The organism is Qipengyuania benthica (genome assembly GCF_030717865.1).
Taxonomy (GTDB): domain Bacteria; phylum Pseudomonadota; class Alphaproteobacteria; order Sphingomonadales; family Sphingomonadaceae; genus Qipengyuania; species Qipengyuania benthica.
The window spans coordinates 32,453-51,689 of sequence record NZ_JAVAIL010000005.1; the positions used below are offsets into that span (position 1 = coordinate 32,453).

The window sequence follows — 19,237 nt, forward strand, 5'->3', positions numbered from 1 at the left end:
GCTCAGCCCTCCGGATAAAGCTCCAGCACATCGGCGGCCTGCTGCAGCATCGCCCGGCGCTCGGGCGCGTCGGAATGGCCCAGCCGCACCAGCGTCACCCGCTGGCTCGGCGACACCAGCGCATATTGGCCCATATGGCCGATCATGGCGAACAGGCTGGCGGGCGCGCGTTCGGGGACTAGCGGGTGATCCTTTTCGCCCGTCGGCCGGTTGAGCCAGGCCTGGAACCCGTAATGCGGCGATTTCGGGCTCGGGGTCACCATCTGCTCGATCCATTTGCGCGGGACCAGCTGCGCTCCGTGATAGGAGCCCTTGTTGCGCAGGAAATCGGCGAACCGCGCCCAGTCGCGAGCGGTGGCGTGGATCAGGCTGCCGCCGATCAGCGTGCCGCTGGCATCGAACTCGGGCACCACCGAGCTCATTCCGAGCGGCTCGAACAGCCGTGAACGCAGATAATCCGCCACCGCCCGGCGCCGGACCTCGGGATCCTCGCTGTCGGTCAGCGTGCGCGCGGCGATGTCGGCGAGGATGACGGTGGTATTGGAGGAATATTCGAACCGCTCGCCCGGCTCGGCCTCGAGCGGCTGCTCCTCGGCCCAGCGAGCCATGTCGTCGCGCCCGTCGAGGAACAGCATCCGCACCTCGCTCGATTCGGCCGGCACCGGTCCGGCCTCGGTGTGGTCGAGCCCGCTGCGCATCTGGAGCAGGTGGCGCAGGGTGATCTCGCTGCGCGCATCGCCCGGGCGCTGCCACGCGGGCACCGGTGCGGGCGCGTCGAGCTCGAGCCGCCCGTCGGCCACCAGCATGCCGATCATCACCGCGGTCACGGTCTTGGCCATCGACCAGCTGACGAAGCGGGTATCGGCATCATATCCTGGGGCGTAGCGTTCGGCGGCGATTGCGCCCTCGTGCAGCAGCACCACGGCGCGGGTCTCGCCCAGCCCTTCATTGGTGAACAGGTGATCGATCTCGCGCGCCAGCGGGCGTTTCGCCGCGCCCGGGTCGTTCTCGACCGCAGCCAGCGCTTCCTCGCTCAACGGCGGCTCCTGCACCGGTGCGGCATCGGAACAGGACGCAAGGCTTGAGGCGCTGGCGAGGATGGCGATAAGGGGAGCGAGCCGCGTGATCATGCGGCGTAACTCGCATGGGGGTTCTCGGCTTGGCAATCTCAAAATCGACAGCACGGCGGCGGCGCTGGCCCTGGGTGGCGCTCGCGCTCGTCGTGCTGCTGGCGATGGGCTGGTGGTATGTGCGCGACAATGTCACCGGCAATGCCGCAGTCGGCACCGCCTATGCTGCGCGGGTCGGGTGCTCGTGCCGCTATGTCGCGGGGCGCAGTCTGGAGGATTGCGCCAAGGACAAGCTCGCCGGCATGGAGATGATCCGGCTGAGCGAAATACCAGAGGACCAGAGCGTCACCGCCAGCGTGCCGCTGATCGCCAGCGAGACCGCGCGCTATCGCGAAGGCTTCGGCTGCGTTCTGGATCCGTGGGAGGAGTGACGCCTTTCCAGGCCGTCGATCACTCGGAGCCGGTCTCGGCGATCCAGCCGCCGCCGACCACCCGTTCGCCAGCATAGATCACCGCCGCCTGCCCCGGGGCAACGCCGTATTCGGGGCTGTCGAACCGCAGCGTGACCGATGCATCCTCGCCGAGCGGCCCCCCTAGCGACCCTACGAGCCGCACCGGTACCGGCTTGGCGAGGCTGCGCACCTTCGCGGTCAACCGACCTGCAGGAAGCGGGCCGATGCGGTTGGTCTCGACGACACGGGCGCGATCGACCGCGAGCATCCGCCGTGGCCCCACCCGCACTTCACGCGTTCCGGCATCGATGCCGACCACGTAGAGCGGCTCGCTCTGGCCGCCGATATCCAGCCCGCGCCGCTGCCCGACGGTGTAGTGGATCACTCCCTTGTGCTGACCCAGAACTTCGCCGTTTTCGGCATGGACGATAGCACCCGCCACCCCGCCTTCGGGACGAAGGCTGCGGACGATCTTGGCATAGTCGCCATCGGGGACGAAGCAGATGTCCTGGCTGTCGGGCTTGGCGGCGTTGCGCAGGCCCGCCTGCTCGGCCAGTCGCCGCACCTCGGACTTGGGCAGGCCCCCCAGCGGAAAGCGCAGATAGTCGAGTTGCGCCTCGGTGGTGGCGAACAGGAAATAGGACTGGTCGCGCGCCGGATCGAGCGCGCGGTGCAGTTCGGGCCCTGCGGCTCCCATGATCCGGCGCACATAGTGCCCGGTGGCGAGGCAGTCCGCACCCAGCTCGCGCGCCATGGCGAACAGATCGGTGAATTTGGGGCCCATGTTGCAGCGGATGCAGGGCACCGGGGTGCGCCCGGCGAGATATTCGTCGGCGAAGGTCTCGACCACCTCCTCGCGGAAGCTGCTTTCGTGATCGAACACGTAATGCGCGATGCCCAGCCGGTCGGCCACCGCCTGCGCATCGCGGATATCGTCGCCCGCGCAGCAGGCGCCCTTGCGCCCCGTCGCGGCGCCGTAATCGAACAGCTGCAGCGTGATCCCGATCACCTGCGCACCGCTGCGGGCGGCCAATGCGGCCACCACCGAACTGTCGACCCCGCCCGACATGGCGACGACGATCCGGCACTGGGCGGCGGGGCGCGGCAGATCGAACAGCGCGGCGGCGTCCTCGGGACGGGTCAAGGGATCGCAGATGGATCCGTCCGGGCGTCCGGCATCGGGCGCGGAAACATCGGCGTCGGAATAATCGGCGTGGGAAACGGGGGTCATGGGCCGCAGCCCTTACACCGCCGCGCGCTCGCTGGCCAGCGAGGCGGGTGCAGCCCTGCGGGGGGCACTCGCAGAGTCACGGGAGCGAGTCACGGGAGCCGGCGTCGCAGGACCCGCGAAGCGCGCGGCGCAAGCCGCCGAGCCAGGGCCAATATGTTTCACGGACTGTTTACCACATCGACCTATATCTCGACCTCATGTTCGAGGGTCACATCAAGCCATCGCAAGCGGTCGCACCAGGCGAACAGCGCGAATCGCAGCATTTGCACCAGTTGCGCTGGACGGATCTGGTCGCGCGACTGGCCGCGACTCGCGACCTGCGGGAGGAGATGGGACACACGGGCGAGGCGGGGTTCGCCGGATTTTCGGTCTCGCTACCCGAACTCGGCGAAAAAGGTAAATGCGACGGTAACCAGGATATTTTAAGGCATGGCAAATTCACCGGCTCTAAGCCTGCAGCCGCCGCGAACGATGCGGCCCAAGGCGACCGGGACGACACATGATTGAGAACCAAGACATCCGCCCAGCACAGGTCATCGGTCCGCTCGGAGAACCGCTGACGATCGCCGATCTCCCCTCGCCCCAGACCAAGCGCTGGGTCGTGCGGCGCAAGGCCGAGGTGGTCGCTGCGGTCAATGGCGGACTGCTGACCATCGACGAGGTGCTCGAACGCTACGGCCTGACGCTGGAGGAGTTCGCCTCCTGGCAGCGTGCGGTCGACCGCTCGGGCATGCAGGGCCTGCGCGTGACCCGCATCCAGCACTATCGCGATCTCTACGAACGCCAGCTCAAGTACTGACCGGCGCCGCCGGTACAATGGTGGCAAATAAAGGTTCTCGCAGCGCTGCGGGAACCTTTGTCTTGTCCACTCGATAGTCCCCCTGTAACCCGACACCCTGGGAAGTAACCCGGCACTCTGGGAACCGTTTTTCCTGCACGCTCGTTTAGGCAGCATCGGAACAAGCGAATATAATAAATACAACAGGAGGAATATGATGGGTTGGATTATCGCGATTATCGTTGGCGGAATCATCGGCTGGCTCGCCAGTCTCGTGATGAACCGTGATGCCTCGATGGGCATCTTCTGGAATATCGTCGTCGGTATCGTCGGTGCCTTGATCGGGGCCCTGATCGGCGGCGGCGGCATTGGCGGACTGGCGGCCTTCAACCTGTGGAGCCTGGTTGCGGCCTTCATCGGTGCGCTGGTGCTGCTCGGGATCGCCAATCTCGTTCAGCGTGGACGCGTCCGCTAGACCGGCAGCGCAACCCCAAACGTTACAGACAGGTCGGGGCGGCTGACTTCGGGTCAGCCGCCCTTTTCACGTCCGCAGTCCACGTCCGCAGTCCAGCGCCGGCGGGATCGCGCGGCACGCCGCTCGTGGTTCTGCCATTGTCGCCCGTCGAACGGCTGATTGCCCTTCCTCGCGGCCGCAGGTAAGGCGAGGGCGAACTGCTCCTTGCACCAACCGACATAGTCGAGTAACACACCTGCAGGGCAAGCAAGCCAGGGCATTAGGCGCGATGAACTACGAAACGAGCATAACGGGCGAGGGGGATCGCCCCCTGACCAGCGATCCGGCCGGCGAGCTGGACGCGTTGGAGGGCGAAAACCGCAAGGGGAACCGGCGGCGGCTGTTCATCGGGATCGGCATCGTCATCGCCGCGCTGATCGCGGCGGCGGTCGCTTGGCAGATGACGAGTTCGGAAGCCGTGCCGGTTGCCGATCGCGACAGCCAATTGCCCGCGGTGAGCGTCATCGCTCCCGGCCAGACCACGGTGGAGGGCGAGATTACCGCCACCGGAACGCTCGCCGCGCGCCGCGAAATGCCGGTCGGGGTCGTCGGCGAAGGCGGTCGGGTCGTGTCGGTGCCCGTCGATGCGGGCGACTGGGTCCGCCAGGGCCAGGTGCTTGCGGTGATCGATCGCTCGGTCCAGTCGCAGCAGGTCCGCAGCGCCCGCGCGCAGATCGAAGTGGCGCGTTCCGAGGCCAATCTCGCGCAGGCCAATCTCGATCGGGCGCTGCAGCTCGTGGAACGCGGGTTCATCTCTACGGCCGATGTCGACCGCCTCACCGCCACACGCGACGGTGCGGTCGCGCGGCTCGGCGTCGCGCAGGCGCAGCTGGGCGAACTTCAGGCGCGCAACGAGCGGCTCAACATCGTCGCCCCCGCCGCCGGGCTGGTGCTGGCGCGCAATGTCGAACCGGGCCAGACCGTGAGCGCGGGCTCCGCACCGCTGTTCCAGATCGCGCGCGGCGGAGAGATCGAGATGCTCGCGCAGGTCGGCGAGACCCAGCTGAGCAATCTTTCGACCGGCGTGCGCGCGGAAGTGACCCCGGTGGGCAGCGAGAAGACCTATATCGGCCAGGTATGGCAGCTGTCGCCGACCATCGATCCCCAGGACCGCCAGGGCACCGCGCGGATCGCGCTGTCCTACGAACCCGGTCTGCGTCCGGGCGGTTTCGCGACCGCACGGATCGCCAGCGGGACGGTGGTGGCGCCGGTGCTGCCCGAATCCGCGGTGCTGTCCGATGACGAGGGTAGCTTCGTCTATATCATCGGTTCCGACAACACGGCGCAGCGCCGCTCGGTGACCACCGGTTCGGTGACCCCCCGGGGCATCGTCATCACCGAAGGCCTGACCGGGAGCGAACGCGTCGTGCTGCGGGCCGGGGGCTTCCTGACTCCGGGCGAGACGGTCAATCCCCAGCTGGTCGAAAACGGCGGGGCCTGACGCGCGATGAATTTCCAGAACATCTCCGCGTGGTCGATCCGCAACCCGGTCATACCGCTGGTCATATTTACCGCGCTGTTGTTCGCCGGTCTGCTGAGCTTCAAGCAGATGGATGTCGTCAACAATCCCGACATCGAATTTCCTGCCGTCAACGTCTCGATCTCGCAGCCCGGCGCCGCGCCGACCGAGATCGAGAACCAGATCACCCAGCGCGTCGAGTCCGCGGTGCGGTCGATCAACGGCGTGAAGACGATCAATTCGACCGCCAGCGAAGGCAATTCCAACACCTTCATCGAATTCGAAATCGGCATCGATCCCAATGATGCCGTCGCCGAGGTCAAGAACGCGGTCGACACCGTGCGCGGCAGCCTGCCCGAAGGCATTCTCGAGCCGCGCGTCTCCAAGGAGGAGATCGCCGGCGGCTTCCTGGCGATCTACGCGGTCGAAGCCGACGATATGACGATCGAACAGCTCAGCTGGTTCATCGACGACGTCGTCGCCAAGCGGCTGCTCAGCGTGGAGGGGATGGCCGAAGTCAACCGCTTCGCCGGGGTCGACCGCGAGATCGAGGTGATCCTCGATCTCGACCGGATGCAGGCCTATGGCGTGACCGCCAGCCAGATCAACCAGGTGCTGCGCTCGACCAACATCGATGCTGCGGGCGGGATGACCGAGGTGGGCGGCACCCGCCAGTCGGTGCGCGTGCTTGGCAGCAGCGAGACCGCCTACGAACTGGGCCAGCGCCAGATCCAGCTGGGCAATGGCACCACCGTCCAGCTGTCCGATGTCGCCACGGTCCGCGACGGCTATTCCGAACGCACCTCGATCAGCAAGGTTCGCGACAAGGAAGTCGTGAACTTCGCGATGTCGCGCGCCAAGGGCGCGTCGGACGTGACCACCTTCGATCTCGCGGTCGAAGAAATCGCCGCGATCGAGGCGGAGAACCCCGGCGTCACTTTCGTCCCGCTGTTCAACACCGTCAAATACACGCTCGAGCAATATGAAAGCTCGATGGCGGCGATGATCGAGGGCGCCGTCCTGGCGGTCGTGGTGGTGTTCTTCTTCCTGCGCGACTGGCGCGCGACCGCGATCTCAGCGGTCGCAATCCCGCTGTCCGCGATCCCGACCTTCTGGTTCATGGATCTGCTCGGCTTCAATTTGAACCAGCTTTCGCTGCTTGCGCTGGGGCTGGTCGCGGGCGTGCTGGTCGACGATGCCATCGTCGAGATCGAGAACATCGTCCGGCACATGCGCATGGGCAAATCCGCCTATCAGGCCTCGATCGACGCCGCCGACGAGATCGGCCTGCCGGTGGTCGCGACCAGCTTCTGCATCGTCGCGGTGTTCCTGCCGGTCGGGCTGATGCCCGGCATCCCCGGCCAGTTCTTCAAGAATTTCGGCATCACGGTGGTGATCGCGGTGCTGATGTCGCTCGCGGTGGCGCGGCTCATCACCCCGATGCTGGCGGCCTATTTCCTCAAGGCCAAGGGCCATGCGGAACACGGCGAGGGCCCGTGGATGGACCGCTACATGCGGGTCCTCGAATGGACGCTCAACCGCGGCAAGATGTTCGCGCGCCGCGAATCGGTCGAGCCCCCGCGCCACCGCTTCGTCTATGCGCTGAGCCTGCTGGTCACGGTGCTCGCGATGCTGGGTCTCGCCGCCTTTACCGTGTTCTGGATCTACGGCCTCGTCTCGGGTTTCGACGTTCCCACCGTCATGGGCAATGCGGTTACGCCCGCGGGTGCCGATCCCAACGATCAGGGCATGGCGTTTTTCCTGGTCGAGAAGCTGTTCGCCATTCTCGAGTTCGCCATCGCGCTGGGCGCGGGCTTCCTCGCCGCGCTGCTGGTGCTGCAAGTGGGTCGCCTGCTGACTTTTCTTGCCGGCACAAGGATGCGGAACAGCTGGCGCTACCTGTCGGCGCGGTTCCTCGACCATCGCATCTGGATGGTCGGGATCGGCTATTTCGCGCTGCTGCTGACCATCTTGCTGTTCATGAACGTGCCCGCCCAGTTCCAGCCGCTCACCGACAGCGAAAACTCGCGGATCGAGATCGAGATGGTGCCAGGAACCACGCTCGAGACGACCGAGCGGGTGACCGATCGGGTCGCCACGCTGCTCTATGAGCAGCCCGAGGTCGATCTGGCGCTCGAGCGGGTTCGCGAAGGGCAGGCGACGCTCTACATCACGCTCAAGGAAGATCGCGAGCGCACCTCGATCGAGTTCGAGCGCAGTCTCGCTCCCGCTCTTTCGCAGATCCCCGATGCGCGGGTCCGCTTCGCATCGCAATCGGGCGGCTTCGGCAGCGGGCGCGACATGACGGTCATGCTGGTCGGCTCCGACCCCGAACTGCTCGAGCAGTCCGCGGCGACTCTGGTCGAGCAGATGAAGGGGATCGACATGCTGGTCGCTCCGCGGATCAGCGCCGATATAAACCGCCCCGAACTGATCATCGAACCGCGCACCGATCTCGCAGCCGAACTGGGCGTCACCACCGCCGAGCTCAGCCGGACGATCCGCATCGCTACGATGGGCGAGATCGAGCAGAACGCGGCGAAATTCTCGCTGTCCGACCGCCAGATCCCGATCCGGGTCAAGCTGCCCGAACTGTCGCGCGAAAGCCTGGTGACCATCGAGAACCTGCCGGTCCAGACCCGCAGCGGCGGCACCGTCCCGCTGTCGCGGGTCGCCGAGATCAGCTTCGGTTCGGGCCCGACCACGATCCAGCGCTACAACCAGAACCGCCGCGTGCTGGTCGGCGCCGATCTTGCGCAAGGCGTCATCAAGGGCGAGGCGCAGGCGGAAATCGACGAACTTCCGGTGCTCCAGAACCTGCCGCAGGGCGTCGCCCGCGATGTGGTCGGCGAAGACGAATGGCAGGCGGAGATGCTCAACAGTCTCGTCATCGCGATCCTCTCGGGCTTCCTGCTGGTCTTCGCGGTGCTGGTGCTGCTCTACAAGCGGCTGATGAGCCCGCTGGTCAACATGACCTCGCTGCTGCTCGCGCCGCTGGGCGGCATCTTCCTGGTCTGGATCATCGGTCAGCCGCAATCGATGCCGGTCTATATCGGGGTCCTGCTCTTGCTGGGGATCGTCTCCAAAAACTCGATCCTGCTGATCGATTTCGCGATCGAGGCGATGGCCGACGGCAAGCAGAAGTTCGAGGCGATCATGGATGCCGGGCACAAGCGCGCGCAGCCGATCGTGATGACCACGGTGGCGATGACCGCGGGGATGGTGCCGGTCTCGCTCTCGGGCGTGTTCGGCTCGGGCGATGGCGCATTCCGCGCACCGATGGGAACGATGGTGATCGGCGGACTGATTCTCTCGACCGTGCTGACCTTGCTGATCGTGCCTGCGGGATTCAGCCTCGCGGACGGACTCGAACGGCGGCTCGGACCCTGGTTGCGCCAGCGCTTCCTGACCTATCGCCCGGGCGACGAAGACGGCGAACCGCGCGAAGGGGAGGTCGCTCCTGCCGAGTGAGAAGTCCCGCGGCGGAAGGTTTTTGACGGCCCTGCCGCGCGCCGCCCAAGGCGAGATGCAGGGCGAAATGCCGACACCCGACCGCGTCCGCCGGATGCGCTGGACCGCGACCGGCCTGCTGGTGGCGATGGCCGCGGTGTTCATCCTCTCGGGCCGCTATCTCGATCTGCATCCCGCCTGGGGCTATGTCCACGCCTTCGCCGAAGCGGCGATGGTCGGCGGTCTGGCCGACTGGTTCGCGGTGACCGCGCTGTTCCGCCATCCGCTCGGCCTGCCGATCCCGCACACCGCGATCATCCCGCAGAACAAGGACCGCATCGCCGACACCATGGCGCAGTTCCTGCGCGAGAATTTCCTCACGCCCGCGGTGGTGGCGCGGCGGATGCGGGCGATGAATTTGGCGCAGGCGGTCGGGCGTTATCTGACCGAGCCCGGCGAACAGGGCGGCTCGCGAATCCGCGCCGGCGCGGGCGATCTGTTCGTCGAGGTGCTCGAATCGCTCGATCCCGACAGGCTCGGTGGGCAGGTGCGCAGCGCGCTCAAGACCGGGCTCGACCGGATCGAGGTGGCTCCGCTGCTGGGCCAGATGCTCGAGGCGATGATCGCCGACGGACGCCACCGGCCGCTGATCGACAGCATCATCCGCTGGGCGGGGCTGGTGCTGGAAGACAATGAAGACATGGTTCGCGCGATGATCAACCAGCGCGCCAACGCATTGCTTCGCTTCACGGGGCTCGACGAGCGGCTGGCCAATTCGGTGCTCGACGGGCTCTACCGGATGCTCGCCGAGGTGCTGATCGATCCCGAGCATCCGCTGCGCGCCAAGGTCGAGCACGGGCTGGCGGATCTCGCGCGGAGCCTGCGCGAGGATCCCGAGATGCAGGCCAAGGTCGAGCGGATGAAGCGCGAGATGCTCGACAATCCCGCCATCGCGACCTGGTGGCAGGGGGTCTGGGAACGGCTGCGCCACAGGCTGATCGAGATGGTCCGCGGCGACGGTGCCGGGGGGATGCCGGGGCGGCTCACCGAGAGCCTCGCCGAAATGGGCACCGCGCTGCGCGACGATCCGCGCCTCCAGCAACAGGTCAACCGCTTCGCTCGCCGCACTGCGGTGGGGCTGACCTCGCGCTATGGCGGGCAGATCGTCAGGTTGGTCTCGGAAACCGTGCGCGGCTGGGACGCCAGCACGATCACCGGCCGGGTCGAAAGCGCGGTCGGTCGCGACCTGCAGTTCATCCGCATCAACGGCACGCTGGTCGGCGGGCTGGTGGGGCTGACGCTGCATTTTCTGAGCGGCGTCTTCTGAGGGTTGCTCGACGCAAGCGGGAACAGTTAAATTCGCACCGCCGCCGATAGAAGCTTTATTCGTAAACCTTCATCCCGTGCGCATCCACGGGGGGCCAGTTTTTCAATTCATATTGGATCGAAGTCCGCAAGAGCCCAGGCAGCGGCTCTCCCTCCGCATCGCGCGCGGGTTCGAAGCGTCCGTATTGCAGGAGCGCCGAACACGCTGCCTCACGAAGCACTTTCGCAGTCATCTGGTTCAACACATGGCAGTGCGTCGGGCGCCCTTGCGGGTCGATAACAAGTCTGACGGGGACGGGACCGTCGTAGCGGGAGCGAAGCGCCTCGGCTGGATAATTCTTCTGAATTTCCGCAGCCCATTGATCGATGTCCACGGGTCTCGCAGATGTTTCCGTCCTGTCGAGCACGGCTTGTGGAACGCCCAGTGCAGCGAGCTTCTCGCTCAGGCAATCGTCCAGCGCCTGAAGCGCCTTGTCGATCGCGTAGGTGTGCAGCGCTAGGGGGCGCACGGCGACCCCGTCCGCGACGAAAAACTCCGTGTCCCCAACAGCGTCCGCGAGAGCCGAGCTTGACCGTGGTCGATCTCCGGACTCGTCGTTTCCTGTCGCGGGAGTGGGGAAGGGTTGGCCGGAAAAGACCAGCCCCGGCATTTCTCCGATCGAGGCGTCTGCAATTCTCTCGAACCGACCGAGCCCGGCAGACGGCATGAAACCTGCGTGAAGGGTGCCGCGCTGGCGGGCGATACCATCGCCGAACAGACCGAATTGAATGTCGGCTCCGTGGTCCATGCGCTGCATGACGAATGTCATTCGCTGATCGGCACGGGCGAAATCCCGTCTGACCGAGCAACCCTCTCCCGCCGAGGATTGGCTCCACAGCGCTTGCGGTTCGTAGACTAGCGCACCCTCGACCGCCTCGGGCGTGCTGTCCGCTCGCGCCACTACCGCAGAGCTCGATACCGTCGCTGCCATGATTGCAAGAACAAGAGGTTTCATAGAAGGAAGCCTATCGACGGGTGCTTTTACAGGCAAGGCATCAGTCGGCTCGGCCTGAGGGTCCGTTAGCGACACTGAGTTGCCGGCGGCCAATTGCGTCGATCGCGAACGGGTAAAGCTGAGATTCCCCGTTCATCACCCCATCTTGTACACGATCTTGGTGATGTAGAACGAGCGCATCGGCTGGCCCTGGCTGTCCAGCGCGGGCTCGAACACCGCGTCATCCAGCACGCGGCAAGCCGGCGCCGGCAGCGTCTCGGAATTCGTCGCATTGTCGAGGGTGCATCGCTCCACCCTGCCGTCTGCGCCGACTATGAGCAGCGCCCGGATAATGCCCTGCTCCCCCTTGTGCAAAGCCGCGGCGGGGTAGTCCCGGCCCACTCGCGAGGCGATCAGCTTCATATTGGTCGGATCGACAATCCGGGTAAGCGAGCGGTGCTGGTCGGCATCGAGCCCCCACTCGGCGATCAGGTCCACGGAACATGCGTTGAGCGCCGCGAACGGCTTGTCGAGCGTGCCGGTGGCGAAGCGAACCCGGCGCCGCCCCTGGCTGACTTCGATGTAATCCATTCCCTTGGCGCGGTGGATATCGATTGCCGGAAGGCTGTCCCTTGCTTCGGCAACGTCTTCTTCGGCCTCTTCCTCGTCCTGTTCTTCGGCAAGATCGAGCCCCGAGTAGATGAGGGCAGGGCCGACCCCTTCCACATCCCCCCTGAAGGGTCGTATCTTCCACGTTCCGCCGATCGGTCCGAACTGAATCGCCACATTGGGCGAAAATCGATCGAGCGGCTCGCCTGCGAGCGTCAATTCGAAGCTATCGCCTGGGCCGTGTTGAGTGAAGAACACAACCGAGCGGCCCTCGCCCTCGCCGAAGGTGCGGGCAAGCCGACAGCTCTGCTCGGCATAATCGAGATGCCAGCTCGAAGAGGCCGGGAGCACGGTAGCGGGCTCCGCCGCCGCCGCGTCCTGAGCCCCGGCGGCGGCGAGTGCGGCGAAACAGATCGTAGTGCGAAACATAAAGACCCCCCTGCAGCTGGATTACTGCAGGAGGGTCCCATTATCCAAGCGGGTATTCGCCTCGGTCAGAGCTTTTCGGTCAGCTCGGGAACCGCCTTGAACAGATCCGCCACCAGACCGACGTCGGCGACCTGGAAGATCGGCGCGTCCTCGTCCTTGTTGATGGCGATGATGGTCTTGGAATCCTTCATCCCCGCAAGATGCTGGATCGCGCCCGAGATGCCGATCGCGATATAGACTTCCGGCGCCACGATCTTGCCGGTCTGGCCGACCTGATAGTCGTTGGGGACATAGCCCGCATCGACCGCCGCGCGGCTGGCGCCGACGCCGGCGCCCAGCTTGTCGGCGAGCGGCATGATGATCTGTTCGAAGGTCTCGCCGTCCTTGAGCGCGCGGCCGCCCGAGACGATCACCTTGGCGCTGGTCAGTTCGGGGCGCTCGCTGGCGGCGATCTCCTCGCTGACGAAGCTCGAGACGCCGGCATCGCCGGGGCCAGAGACGTCCTCGATGCTCGCCGAGCCGCCCTCGGTCTCGGCCTTGTCGAAGGCGGTGCCGCGCACGGTGATGACCAGCTTGGGATCGGAGGATTCGACCGTCGCGATCGCGTTGCCCGCGTAGATCGGGCGGGTGAAGCTCTTCTCGCCCTCGACCGAGAGAATGTCCGAGATCTGCATCACGTCGAGCTGCGCCGCGACGCGCGGGGCGATGTTCTTGCCATTGGTGGTGGCCGGCGCGACGAAGGCATCGTAGCCCTCCATCAGCTTGGCGACCAGCGGGGCGACGTTTTCGGCCAGCAGGTTGGCATAGGCGGGATCGTCGGCCTTGAGCACCTTGCTCACCCCGGAGATCTTCGCTGCGGCATCGGCGGCGCCGGCGCAGTTGGAGCCGGCGACCAGCGCGGTGACATCGCCCAGCTTGCCTGCGGCGGTGACCACCGCGAGCGTGGCGTCGGCGACGCTGTCATTGTCGTGTTCGACCAGAACGAGAGTGTTCATCGTTTCAAACCCTTGTTTGCGTTCGCCCTCGCTGTGTCGAAGGCCTTGGCGTATGTGACGGGCGCCTTGTCAGACCCCCTTCTCAGGCGATGCCCAGCGCCTTGATCTTGGCGACCAGCGCGTCGACGTCGGCGACCTTTTCGCCGGCCTGGCGAACCGGCGGCTCGGTGACCTTGGTGGTCGTCAGCCGCGGCGCGGTCTCGACGCCGTAATCGGCGGGCGTCTTGCTATCGAGCGGCTTCTTCTTGGCCTTCATGATGTTGGGCAGCGAAGCATAGCGCGGCTCGTTGAGGCGCAGATCGGTGGTGACGATCGCGGGCAGGGTGAGCTTCACGGTCTGCAAACCGCCATCGACCTCGCGCTTGACGGTGACCGAGTCGCCATCCACCTCGACGGTGTTGGCGAAGGTGCCCTGCGGCCGGCCCAGCAGCGCTGCGAGCATCTGGCCGGTCTGGTTGCTGTCGTCGTCGATCGCCTGCTTGCCGAGCATGACCAGCCCGGGCTGCTCTTCCTCGACGATGGCCTTGAGGATTTTCGCGACCGCGAGCGGCTCGACCAGATCGTCGGTCTCGACCAGGATCGCGCGATCCGCACCCATGGCAAGCGCGGTGCGCAGCGTTTCCTGCGCCTTGGCGGGGCCGATCGAGACCACCACGATCTCCTCGGCCTTGCCGGCTTCCTTGACCCGGATGGCTTCTTCGACCGCGATCTCGTCGAAGGGGTTCATGCTCATCTTGACGTTGGCGAGATCCACGCCCGAGCCATCGGCCTTGACCCGCGGCTTGACGTTGTAATCGATGACCCGCTTTACGGGCACGAGGATTTTCATGCGAGAAAGTCCCTTTCAAAAGCTGGAAACGGCGCGAATTGGCCGCTTACCTATCGAATGCGTGGGGGCGACATTGCGTTCCGGGAGGCCGAGGTCAAGCCCCCCTCACGACTGCGCAGCGCGAGTGCCGCTTTACCGTAACGTCAAGCAGGAGTAGCTTTCGGACGATTTCCGGCGGAGGCGGTGCCATGCGCGCGATTCTGGGTTCGATTCTGCTGTTGCTGGCGAGTCCGGCGCTCGCCCAGGAGACGCGCGTGGCGCCCGACGGGCATGTTCCGCCCGCAGCCGCGCTCGACCGGATGCAATGGCTGGCGGGCCAGTGGGCGGGCGAGGGCATCGGCGGCGCACCCGCGCATGAGAGCTGGCTCCCCGCCACCGGCGACACGATGGTCGGAACCTTCGTGCAGCAGGATGGCGAGGGCGGGATCCGCTTCACCGAGCATATGTATCTGATGGAAGAGGCGGGCACGCTGGTGCTGCGCCTCAAGCATTTCGACGCCGACCTCACCGGGTGGGAGGAGAAGGACGACATGCTCGCCTTCCGCCTGGTCGCCCTCGAGCCCTGCGCAGCCTATTTCGACGCGCTCACGCTACGCTGCGACGGCGAGCATGGCTTGCTCGCCGCCGTGCGCATGAAGTCGAACAGCGAAGCGGTGGAGGAGCTGGTGTTCCGCTTCGAGCGAATGGAATAGCCGCCGCTCTCTCTCCGCCAGCCCGGCGTCAGGCGGCCTTCTTCACTTCCGCGACGATCTTCTTGGCGGCATCGCCCAGATCGTTGGCGCTGACGATCGGCAGGCCCGAATTCTCGAGGATTTCCTTGCCCGCCGCGACATTGGTGCCCTCGAGCCGGACCACCAGCGGAACCGACAGGTTCACGTCCTTGGCCGCCTGGACGATGCCGTTGGCGATCACGTCGCACTTCATGATCCCGCCGAAGATGTTGACGAGGATGCCCTCGACCGCGGGATCCTTGAGGATGATCTTGAACGCCGCGGTCACCTTTTCGGTGGTGGCGCCGCCGCCGACATCGAGGAAGTTGGCGGGGAAGGCGCCGTTCAGCTTGATGATGTCCATCGTCGCCATGGCGAGCCCGGCGCCGTTGACCATGCAGCCGATGGTGCCGTCGAGCTTGATATAGGCGAGATCGTATTCGCTCGCCTCGACCTCGGCGGGGTCTTCCTCGCTCTCGTCGCGCAGCGCCGCGACATCGGGGTGGCGATAGAGCGCATTGCCATCGAAGCTCATCTTGGTGTCGAGCACCAGCAGGTTGCCGTCTTTCGTCTCGACCAGTGGATTGATCTCGAGCATCTCGCAATCCAGATCCATGAAGGCGGTGTAGAGCTGCTTGGCCAGCTTCTGCGCCTGCTTGTTGAGATCGCCGGACAGCTCGAGCGCAAACGCGACCGCGCGGCCGTGATGCGGCATGAAGCCCTGCGCGGGATCGATGGCGATGGTCGCGATCTTGTCGGGCGTGTTGTGCGCGACATCCTCGATGTCCATCCCGCCTTCGGTCGAAACGATCATCGCGACCTGGCCGCTGGCGCGATCGACCAGCATCGAGAGGTAGTATTCCGAAGCGATATCGACGCCGTCGGTGACGTAGAGGCGATTGACCTGCTTGCCTTCGTCTCCGGTCTGGATCGTCACCAGCGTATTGCCGAGCATCTCGCCGGCGTCCTTCTCGACGTCCTCGATGCTGTGCGCGAGCCGCACGCCGCCCTTGGCATTGGCCTCAAGTTCCTTAAACTTTCCCTTGCCGCGACCGCCGGCATGGATCTGCGCCTTGACCACATAGAGCGGCCCGGGCAGCTTCTTCGCCGCCGCGACCGCTTCCTCGACATTCATCGCCGCGTGTCCGGCGGGAATGGCGATGCCGTGCTTGGCGAGGAGTTCCTTGGCCTGATATTCATGGATGTTCATTGGGAATGTCCTTGTCGCGCCGCGAAGGGCGGGTGGAAGTTTGGTGCCGCATAAGCATGTCTGGGCGCGCTTGAAAAGTGCCGGTTTCGGGTGCAAGCGCGCCGCTTCCTCATGATCGACAGCCAACGCCTCGAATCGATAGTCCGCGAAGCGGGCCGCATCGCCCATGATCTGTGGCCGGGTGCGGGCCACACCGTCGCCAGTTGGGAGAAGGAACCCGGCGCGCCGGTGTGCGAGGCGGATATCGCTGTCGACACCTTCCTCAAGCGCGAATTGGGCGCGCTGCTGCCCTCCGCGGGCTGGCTGTCGGAGGAGACGGTGGACGATCCCGCACGGCTCGCCAATTCGCTGATCTGGCTGGTCGATCCGGTCGACGGCACGCGCGATTTCATCCGCGGGCGCGAAGGTTGGTGCGTGTCGGTGGCGCTGGTCAGCGCCGGGCGGCCGTTGATCGGCATTCTTGCAGCCCCGGCGCGGGGCGAAAGCTGGAGCGCGGTCGCGGGGGCGGGGGCGATGCGCAACGGAGTCGCTCTGCGCGCCTCGCGCCGCACCGAGTTTGCCGGGGCGCGGGTCCCTGCCGATTCGCTCGCCCGGGAGGATCGCGATCTGGCGCTGGTCGACAAACCCAATTCGATCGCGCTGCGGATCGCCATGGTTGCGGCGGACGAGGCGGATCTGGTGGCGACGCTGCGCTGGGGCTTCGAATGGGATATCGGCGCCGCCGCGCTGATCGCGCGCGAAGCGGGCGCGGCGACCAGCGATGCCTTCGGGCGCAAGCTCGATTACAACAAGCGCGATCCGCGCGCCTTCGGGGTGATCGCCTCCGCGCCGGGGATCCACGGAGCTGCCGTGGAGCGACTGGCGGGGCGCTCTGCGACGATCGGGCGGCGAGACCGCTAGCCTCCGGACGAGGAAAAGGGGCCGATCCTGCGACCGGCCCCTCTGTATTCATCGGTGCGAAAATCCGGAGCGGGCTTACCGCTGGGCGGCCTGCGCCTCGCGTACGTCCTGCTCGTCGAACGGGATGATCTTGATTTCCACCCGGCGGTTGAGCGCGCGGCCTTCTGCGGTCGCATTGTCGCCGACGAAATAGCGCGGATCCTCGCCGAAGCCCTGCGAGCGGATGCGCGAGGCGGCGACGCCGCGGCTGGTCAGATAGCTCGCCACCGCCTGGGCACGCTGCTCCGAAAGACGCTGGTTGAACGCGTCCGAACCGGTCGAATCGGTGTAGCCGTAAACGTCGATCAGGCTGTTGGGATATTGCGTCAGGCTCTGCGCCACCCGGTCGAGCGTGTTCCGGAAGGTCTGGTTGATGGTGTAGCTGCCGGTCTGGAAGGTGACGCCATCGGGCAGGTTGACGAGGATCGCCTCGCCGCCGTCGACCTGGCTCACATCGACCCCGGTGCCCGCGGTCGCTTCCTCGAGCTCCTTGATCTGCTGGTCCATGCGGTAGCCGACATAGCCGCCCGCCGCACCGCCGCCGACCGCGCCGATGATGCGTCCGGTCTTGCCGCCGATCACCCCGCCGAGCAGACCGCCCAGCAGCGCGCCGCCGCCGGTGCCCAGCACGGTGCGCGAGATTTTCTGTTCGCCGGTGTTGGGATCGGTGACGCAGGCCGACACGCCGAGCAGCGAGACGGAAGCCAGCGTGGCGACGAGAATTTTGGATCTTTTCATGGAAACTTGGTCCTTCTTCAGCGGAGCCCCGGTTCGGAAAGTCGAAACCGGATCGACCCAGCATTGGGATATTTGATCAGCGCGCCCACTCCGCGCCTGCTCCTCCCAACTCGCGAGCGCTCTTGACGTTCCGCGCTGCCGATCCCGATGCCGCAAGGCTGGCGTGGCCGCGCAATTGTGCTAGCGCTGCGCCGGTGACACCCTTTCCCTGGTCCGACCTGCTCATCATCGCGGGGCTCATCCTGCTCAACGGCGTCTTCGCGATGTCCGAACTGGCGATCGTTTCCGCCCGCACCGCGCGGCTGCGCGGCGCCGCCCAGAAAGGCACGCCCGGCGCCCGCACCGCGCTGCGGCTGGCGTCCGATCCGGGCAAGTTCCTCTCCACGGTGCAGATCGGGATCACGCTGATCGGGATCATCGCGGGTGCCTATTCGGGCGCCAGCCTGGGCGGACCGGTGGGCGAGCGGCTGGCGGCGCTGGGGCTGCCCGCAGGCTGGGCCGAAGAAGCCGGCTTCGCGCTGGTGATCGCGCTGACGACCTATTTCAGCCTGGTGATCGGCGAACTCGTCCCCAAGCAGGTCGCGCTGCGGCTGGCGGTGCCGATCGCGCTGGTGATGGCGCGGCCGATGGCGATCCTGTCGCGGGTCGCCGCGCCGCTGGTGTGGCTGCTCGACGCCTCCTCCGCGGTATTGCTGCGGCTGCTGCGGGTTCGCGCTTCGGGTCAGGCCGCGGTGACCGCCGAAGAACTGCACATGCTGTTTGCCGATGCCACGCGCTCGGGTGTGATCGAGCACGCGCAGCACCAGATGCTGCAGAGCGTGGTGCGGCTGGCGGAGCGTCCGGTGCGCGAGGTAATGACCCCGCGCAACCAGCTCGACTGGATCGATGCCGATGCCGATACGGACCGGATCCGCGCCGCGATCGAGGCGAGCTCGCATTCGTGCCTGCCGGTTGCGGAAGGCTCGCCCGACAAGGTGGTGGGGCTGGTCAAGGTGCGCGAGGTGCTGGCGCTGATGGTGGCGGGCGAACCGGTCGATCTGCGCGCACTCATGAAGAAGGCCGAGGTCGTCCCCGATCAGCTCGACGCGGTCGATGCGCTGCGCGTGCTCCAGCAGGCCGATATCGCGATGGCGATGGTCCACGATGAATACGGCCATCTCGACGGCATCGTCACCCCGGTCGATGTGCTGACCGCGCTGGTCGGCGATTTCGCCAGCGATCAGGAACATGGCGAGGCGCCCGCGGTGATCGAGCGCGAGGACGGCTCGCTGCTGGTCTCGGGCTCGCTGTCGGCGGATGCACTCGGCGACCGGTTGGGCCTGGATTACGACGAGGACCGCGAATTCGCGACCGCGGCGGGCTTCGTCCTCTCGGTGCTGCGCAAGCTGCCCGAGGAGGGCGAGTATTTCAGCGAGCAGGGCTGGCGGTTCGAGGTCGTCGACATGGATGGCCGCCGGATCGACAAGCTGCTGGTGGCGCGCGAAGGCCCCGAGCCCGCGCGCGAGGACCCCTGCGAAGACTAAG

General features: G+C 66.1%; 18 protein-coding genes. 10 read left to right on the top strand and 8 right to left on the bottom strand.

Features of this window, described 5'->3' with window-relative positions; translation table 11 throughout:
• Positions 1 to 2: 2 nt before the first annotated feature.
• Positions 3 to 1,130 (bottom strand): serine hydrolase domain-containing protein, encoded by a 1,128-nt coding sequence (locus Q9K01_RS13265; RefSeq protein WP_305930604.1) that lies wholly within the window; start codon positions 1,128 to 1,130, stop codon positions 3 to 5.
• A gap of 29 nt (positions 1,131 to 1,159) precedes the next feature.
• Between Q9K01_RS13265 and Q9K01_RS13270 the strand changes: the two genes are divergently transcribed.
• On the top strand, positions 1,160 to 1,501 hold the full coding sequence (locus Q9K01_RS13270) for a hypothetical protein (RefSeq protein ID WP_340324277.1): 342 nt from the start codon (positions 1,160 to 1,162) through the stop codon (positions 1,499 to 1,501).
• Positions 1,502 to 1,520: 19 nt separating this feature from the next.
• Here Q9K01_RS13270 and mnmA read toward each other — a convergent pair whose 3' ends face one another.
• Positions 1,521 to 2,753 carry a tRNA 2-thiouridine(34) synthase MnmA gene (gene mnmA / locus Q9K01_RS13275; protein WP_305930605.1) on the bottom strand — a complete coding sequence of 411 codons (1,233 nt, stop codon included), beginning with the start codon at positions 2,751 to 2,753 and terminating at the stop codon, positions 1,521 to 1,523.
• A 197-nt stretch (positions 2,754 to 2,950) separates the two neighbouring features.
• Between mnmA and Q9K01_RS13280 the strand changes: the two genes are divergently transcribed.
• From Q9K01_RS13280 to Q9K01_RS13305, 6 genes are all read left to right on the top strand, one after another.
• The gene (locus tag Q9K01_RS13280) at positions 2,951 to 3,256 is read left to right on the top strand and encodes a hypothetical protein (RefSeq protein ID WP_305930606.1); all 306 of its coding nucleotides are present in this window, start codon (positions 2,951 to 2,953) and stop codon (positions 3,254 to 3,256) included.
• Entirely contained in the window at positions 3,253 to 3,552 is a 300-nt protein-coding gene (gene sciP, locus Q9K01_RS13285; protein ID WP_305930607.1) for a CtrA inhibitor SciP, read from the top strand. Before Q9K01_RS13280 ends, sciP begins: the two co-directional genes overlap by 4 nt.
• 196 nt (positions 3,553 to 3,748) lie before the next feature.
• Positions 3,749 to 4,006, top strand: a complete 258-nt coding sequence (locus tag Q9K01_RS13290; RefSeq protein WP_305930753.1) for a GlsB/YeaQ/YmgE family stress response membrane protein — start codon at positions 3,749 to 3,751, stop codon at positions 4,004 to 4,006.
• Positions 4,007 to 4,274: 268 nt separating this feature from the next.
• Complete coding sequence (locus Q9K01_RS13295; protein WP_305930608.1) at positions 4,275 to 5,486, top strand: efflux RND transporter periplasmic adaptor subunit; 1,212 nt, start codon at positions 4,275 to 4,277, stop codon at positions 5,484 to 5,486.
• Between the two features lie 6 nt (positions 5,487 to 5,492).
• Positions 5,493 to 8,975, top strand: coding sequence for an efflux RND transporter permease subunit (locus tag Q9K01_RS13300; protein WP_305930609.1), 3,483 nt, complete (start codon positions 5,493 to 5,495; stop codon positions 8,973 to 8,975).
• 94 nt (positions 8,976 to 9,069) lie between these two features.
• Complete coding sequence (locus Q9K01_RS13305) at positions 9,070 to 10,281, top strand: DUF445 domain-containing protein (protein WP_305930754.1); 1,212 nt, start codon at positions 9,070 to 9,072, stop codon at positions 10,279 to 10,281.
• A gap of 55 nt (positions 10,282 to 10,336) precedes the next feature.
• Here Q9K01_RS13305 and Q9K01_RS13310 read toward each other — a convergent pair whose 3' ends face one another.
• The 4 genes from Q9K01_RS13310 to Q9K01_RS13325 all read right to left on the bottom strand — a co-directional run bounded on the left by Q9K01_RS13310 (position 10,337) and on the right by Q9K01_RS13325 (position 14,116).
• Positions 10,337 to 11,089 (bottom strand): energy transducer TonB, encoded by a 753-nt coding sequence (locus Q9K01_RS13310; protein WP_305930610.1) that lies wholly within the window; start codon positions 11,087 to 11,089, stop codon positions 10,337 to 10,339.
• 321 nt (positions 11,090 to 11,410) lie between these two features.
• Positions 11,411 to 12,292 (bottom strand): energy transducer TonB, encoded by an 882-nt coding sequence (locus Q9K01_RS13315; RefSeq protein WP_305930611.1) that lies wholly within the window; start codon positions 12,290 to 12,292, stop codon positions 11,411 to 11,413.
• Positions 12,293 to 12,357: 65 nt separating this feature from the next.
• Complete coding sequence (locus tag Q9K01_RS13320; protein ID WP_305930612.1) at positions 12,358 to 13,287, bottom strand: electron transfer flavoprotein subunit alpha/FixB family protein; 930 nt, start codon at positions 13,285 to 13,287, stop codon at positions 12,358 to 12,360.
• Between the two features lie 82 nt (positions 13,288 to 13,369).
• Positions 13,370 to 14,116, bottom strand: coding sequence for an electron transfer flavoprotein subunit beta/FixA family protein (locus Q9K01_RS13325; protein ID WP_305930613.1), 747 nt, complete (start codon positions 14,114 to 14,116; stop codon positions 13,370 to 13,372).
• A 188-nt stretch (positions 14,117 to 14,304) separates the two neighbouring features.
• Here Q9K01_RS13325 and Q9K01_RS13330 point away from each other — a divergent pair, with 188 nt between their 5' ends.
• Entirely contained in the window at positions 14,305 to 14,808 is a 504-nt protein-coding gene (locus Q9K01_RS13330; RefSeq protein ID WP_305930614.1) for a DUF6265 family protein, read from the top strand.
• 28 nt (positions 14,809 to 14,836) lie between these two features.
• Here Q9K01_RS13330 and sucC read toward each other — a convergent pair whose 3' ends face one another.
• The gene (gene sucC / locus Q9K01_RS13335; protein WP_305930615.1) at positions 14,837 to 16,036 is read right to left on the bottom strand and encodes an ADP-forming succinate--CoA ligase subunit beta; all 1,200 of its coding nucleotides are present in this window, start codon (positions 16,034 to 16,036) and stop codon (positions 14,837 to 14,839) included.
• A 111-nt stretch (positions 16,037 to 16,147) separates the two neighbouring features.
• Between sucC and Q9K01_RS13340 the strand changes: the two genes are divergently transcribed.
• A complete protein-coding gene (locus Q9K01_RS13340; protein WP_305930616.1) occupies positions 16,148 to 16,936 on the top strand; it encodes a 3'(2'),5'-bisphosphate nucleotidase CysQ in 789 nt (262 codons plus the stop codon).
• A gap of 75 nt (positions 16,937 to 17,011) precedes the next feature.
• Here the strand turns inward: Q9K01_RS13340 and Q9K01_RS13345 are convergent, their stop codons facing one another.
• Positions 17,012 to 17,713 (bottom strand): YiaD family glycine zipper/OmpA-like lipoprotein, encoded by a 702-nt coding sequence (locus Q9K01_RS13345; protein ID WP_305930617.1) that lies wholly within the window; start codon positions 17,711 to 17,713, stop codon positions 17,012 to 17,014.
• A gap of 194 nt (positions 17,714 to 17,907) precedes the next feature.
• Here Q9K01_RS13345 and Q9K01_RS13350 point away from each other — a divergent pair, with 194 nt between their 5' ends.
• Positions 17,908 to 19,236: a hemolysin family protein gene (locus Q9K01_RS13350; RefSeq protein ID WP_305930618.1), complete on the top strand. Its 1,329-nt coding sequence runs from the start codon at positions 17,908 to 17,910 to the stop codon at positions 19,234 to 19,236.
• Position 19,237: the final 1 nt, after the last annotated feature.

Excerpts from the sequence above, each read along its gene's own strand:
- Q9K01_RS13295 (WP_305930608.1), top strand. The coding sequence starts at position 4,275 with ATGAACTACGAAACGAGCATAACGGGCGAGGGGGATCGCCCCCTGACC.
- Q9K01_RS13300 (WP_305930609.1), top strand. The coding sequence starts at position 5,493 with ATGAATTTCCAGAACATCTCCGCGTGGTCGATCCGCAACCCGGTCATA.
- Q9K01_RS13290 (WP_305930753.1), top strand. The coding sequence starts at position 3,749 with ATGGGTTGGATTATCGCGATTATCGTTGGCGGAATCATCGGCTGGCTC.
- Q9K01_RS13345 (WP_305930617.1), bottom strand. The coding sequence starts at position 17,713 with ATGAAAAGATCCAAAATTCTCGTCGCCACGCTGGCTTCCGTCTCGCTG.
- Q9K01_RS13320 (WP_305930612.1), bottom strand. The coding sequence starts at position 13,287 with ATGAACACTCTCGTTCTGGTCGAACACGACAATGACAGCGTCGCCGAC.
- Q9K01_RS13265 (WP_305930604.1), bottom strand. The coding sequence starts at position 1,130 with ATGATCACGCGGCTCGCTCCCCTTATCGCCATCCTCGCCAGCGCCTCA.
- Q9K01_RS13325 (WP_305930613.1), bottom strand. The coding sequence starts at position 14,116 with ATGAAAATCCTCGTGCCCGTAAAGCGGGTCATCGATTACAACGTCAAG.
- sucC (WP_305930615.1), bottom strand. The coding sequence starts at position 16,036 with ATGAACATCCATGAATATCAGGCCAAGGAACTCCTCGCCAAGCACGGC.
- sciP (WP_305930607.1), top strand. The coding sequence starts at position 3,253 with ATGATTGAGAACCAAGACATCCGCCCAGCACAGGTCATCGGTCCGCTC.
- Q9K01_RS13305 (WP_305930754.1), top strand. The coding sequence starts at position 9,070 with ATGCGCTGGACCGCGACCGGCCTGCTGGTGGCGATGGCCGCGGTGTTC.
- Q9K01_RS13310 (WP_305930610.1), bottom strand. The coding sequence starts at position 11,089 with ATGACATTCGTCATGCAGCGCATGGACCACGGAGCCGACATTCAATTC.
- Q9K01_RS13330 (WP_305930614.1), top strand. The coding sequence starts at position 14,305 with ATGCGCGCGATTCTGGGTTCGATTCTGCTGTTGCTGGCGAGTCCGGCG.
- mnmA (WP_305930605.1), bottom strand. The coding sequence starts at position 2,753 with ATGACCCCCGTTTCCCACGCCGATTATTCCGACGCCGATGTTTCCGCG.
- Q9K01_RS13280 (WP_305930606.1), top strand. The coding sequence starts at position 2,951 with ATGTTCGAGGGTCACATCAAGCCATCGCAAGCGGTCGCACCAGGCGAA.
- Q9K01_RS13340 (WP_305930616.1), top strand. The coding sequence starts at position 16,148 with ATGATCGACAGCCAACGCCTCGAATCGATAGTCCGCGAAGCGGGCCGC.
- Q9K01_RS13315 (WP_305930611.1), bottom strand. The coding sequence starts at position 12,292 with ATGTTTCGCACTACGATCTGTTTCGCCGCACTCGCCGCCGCCGGGGCT.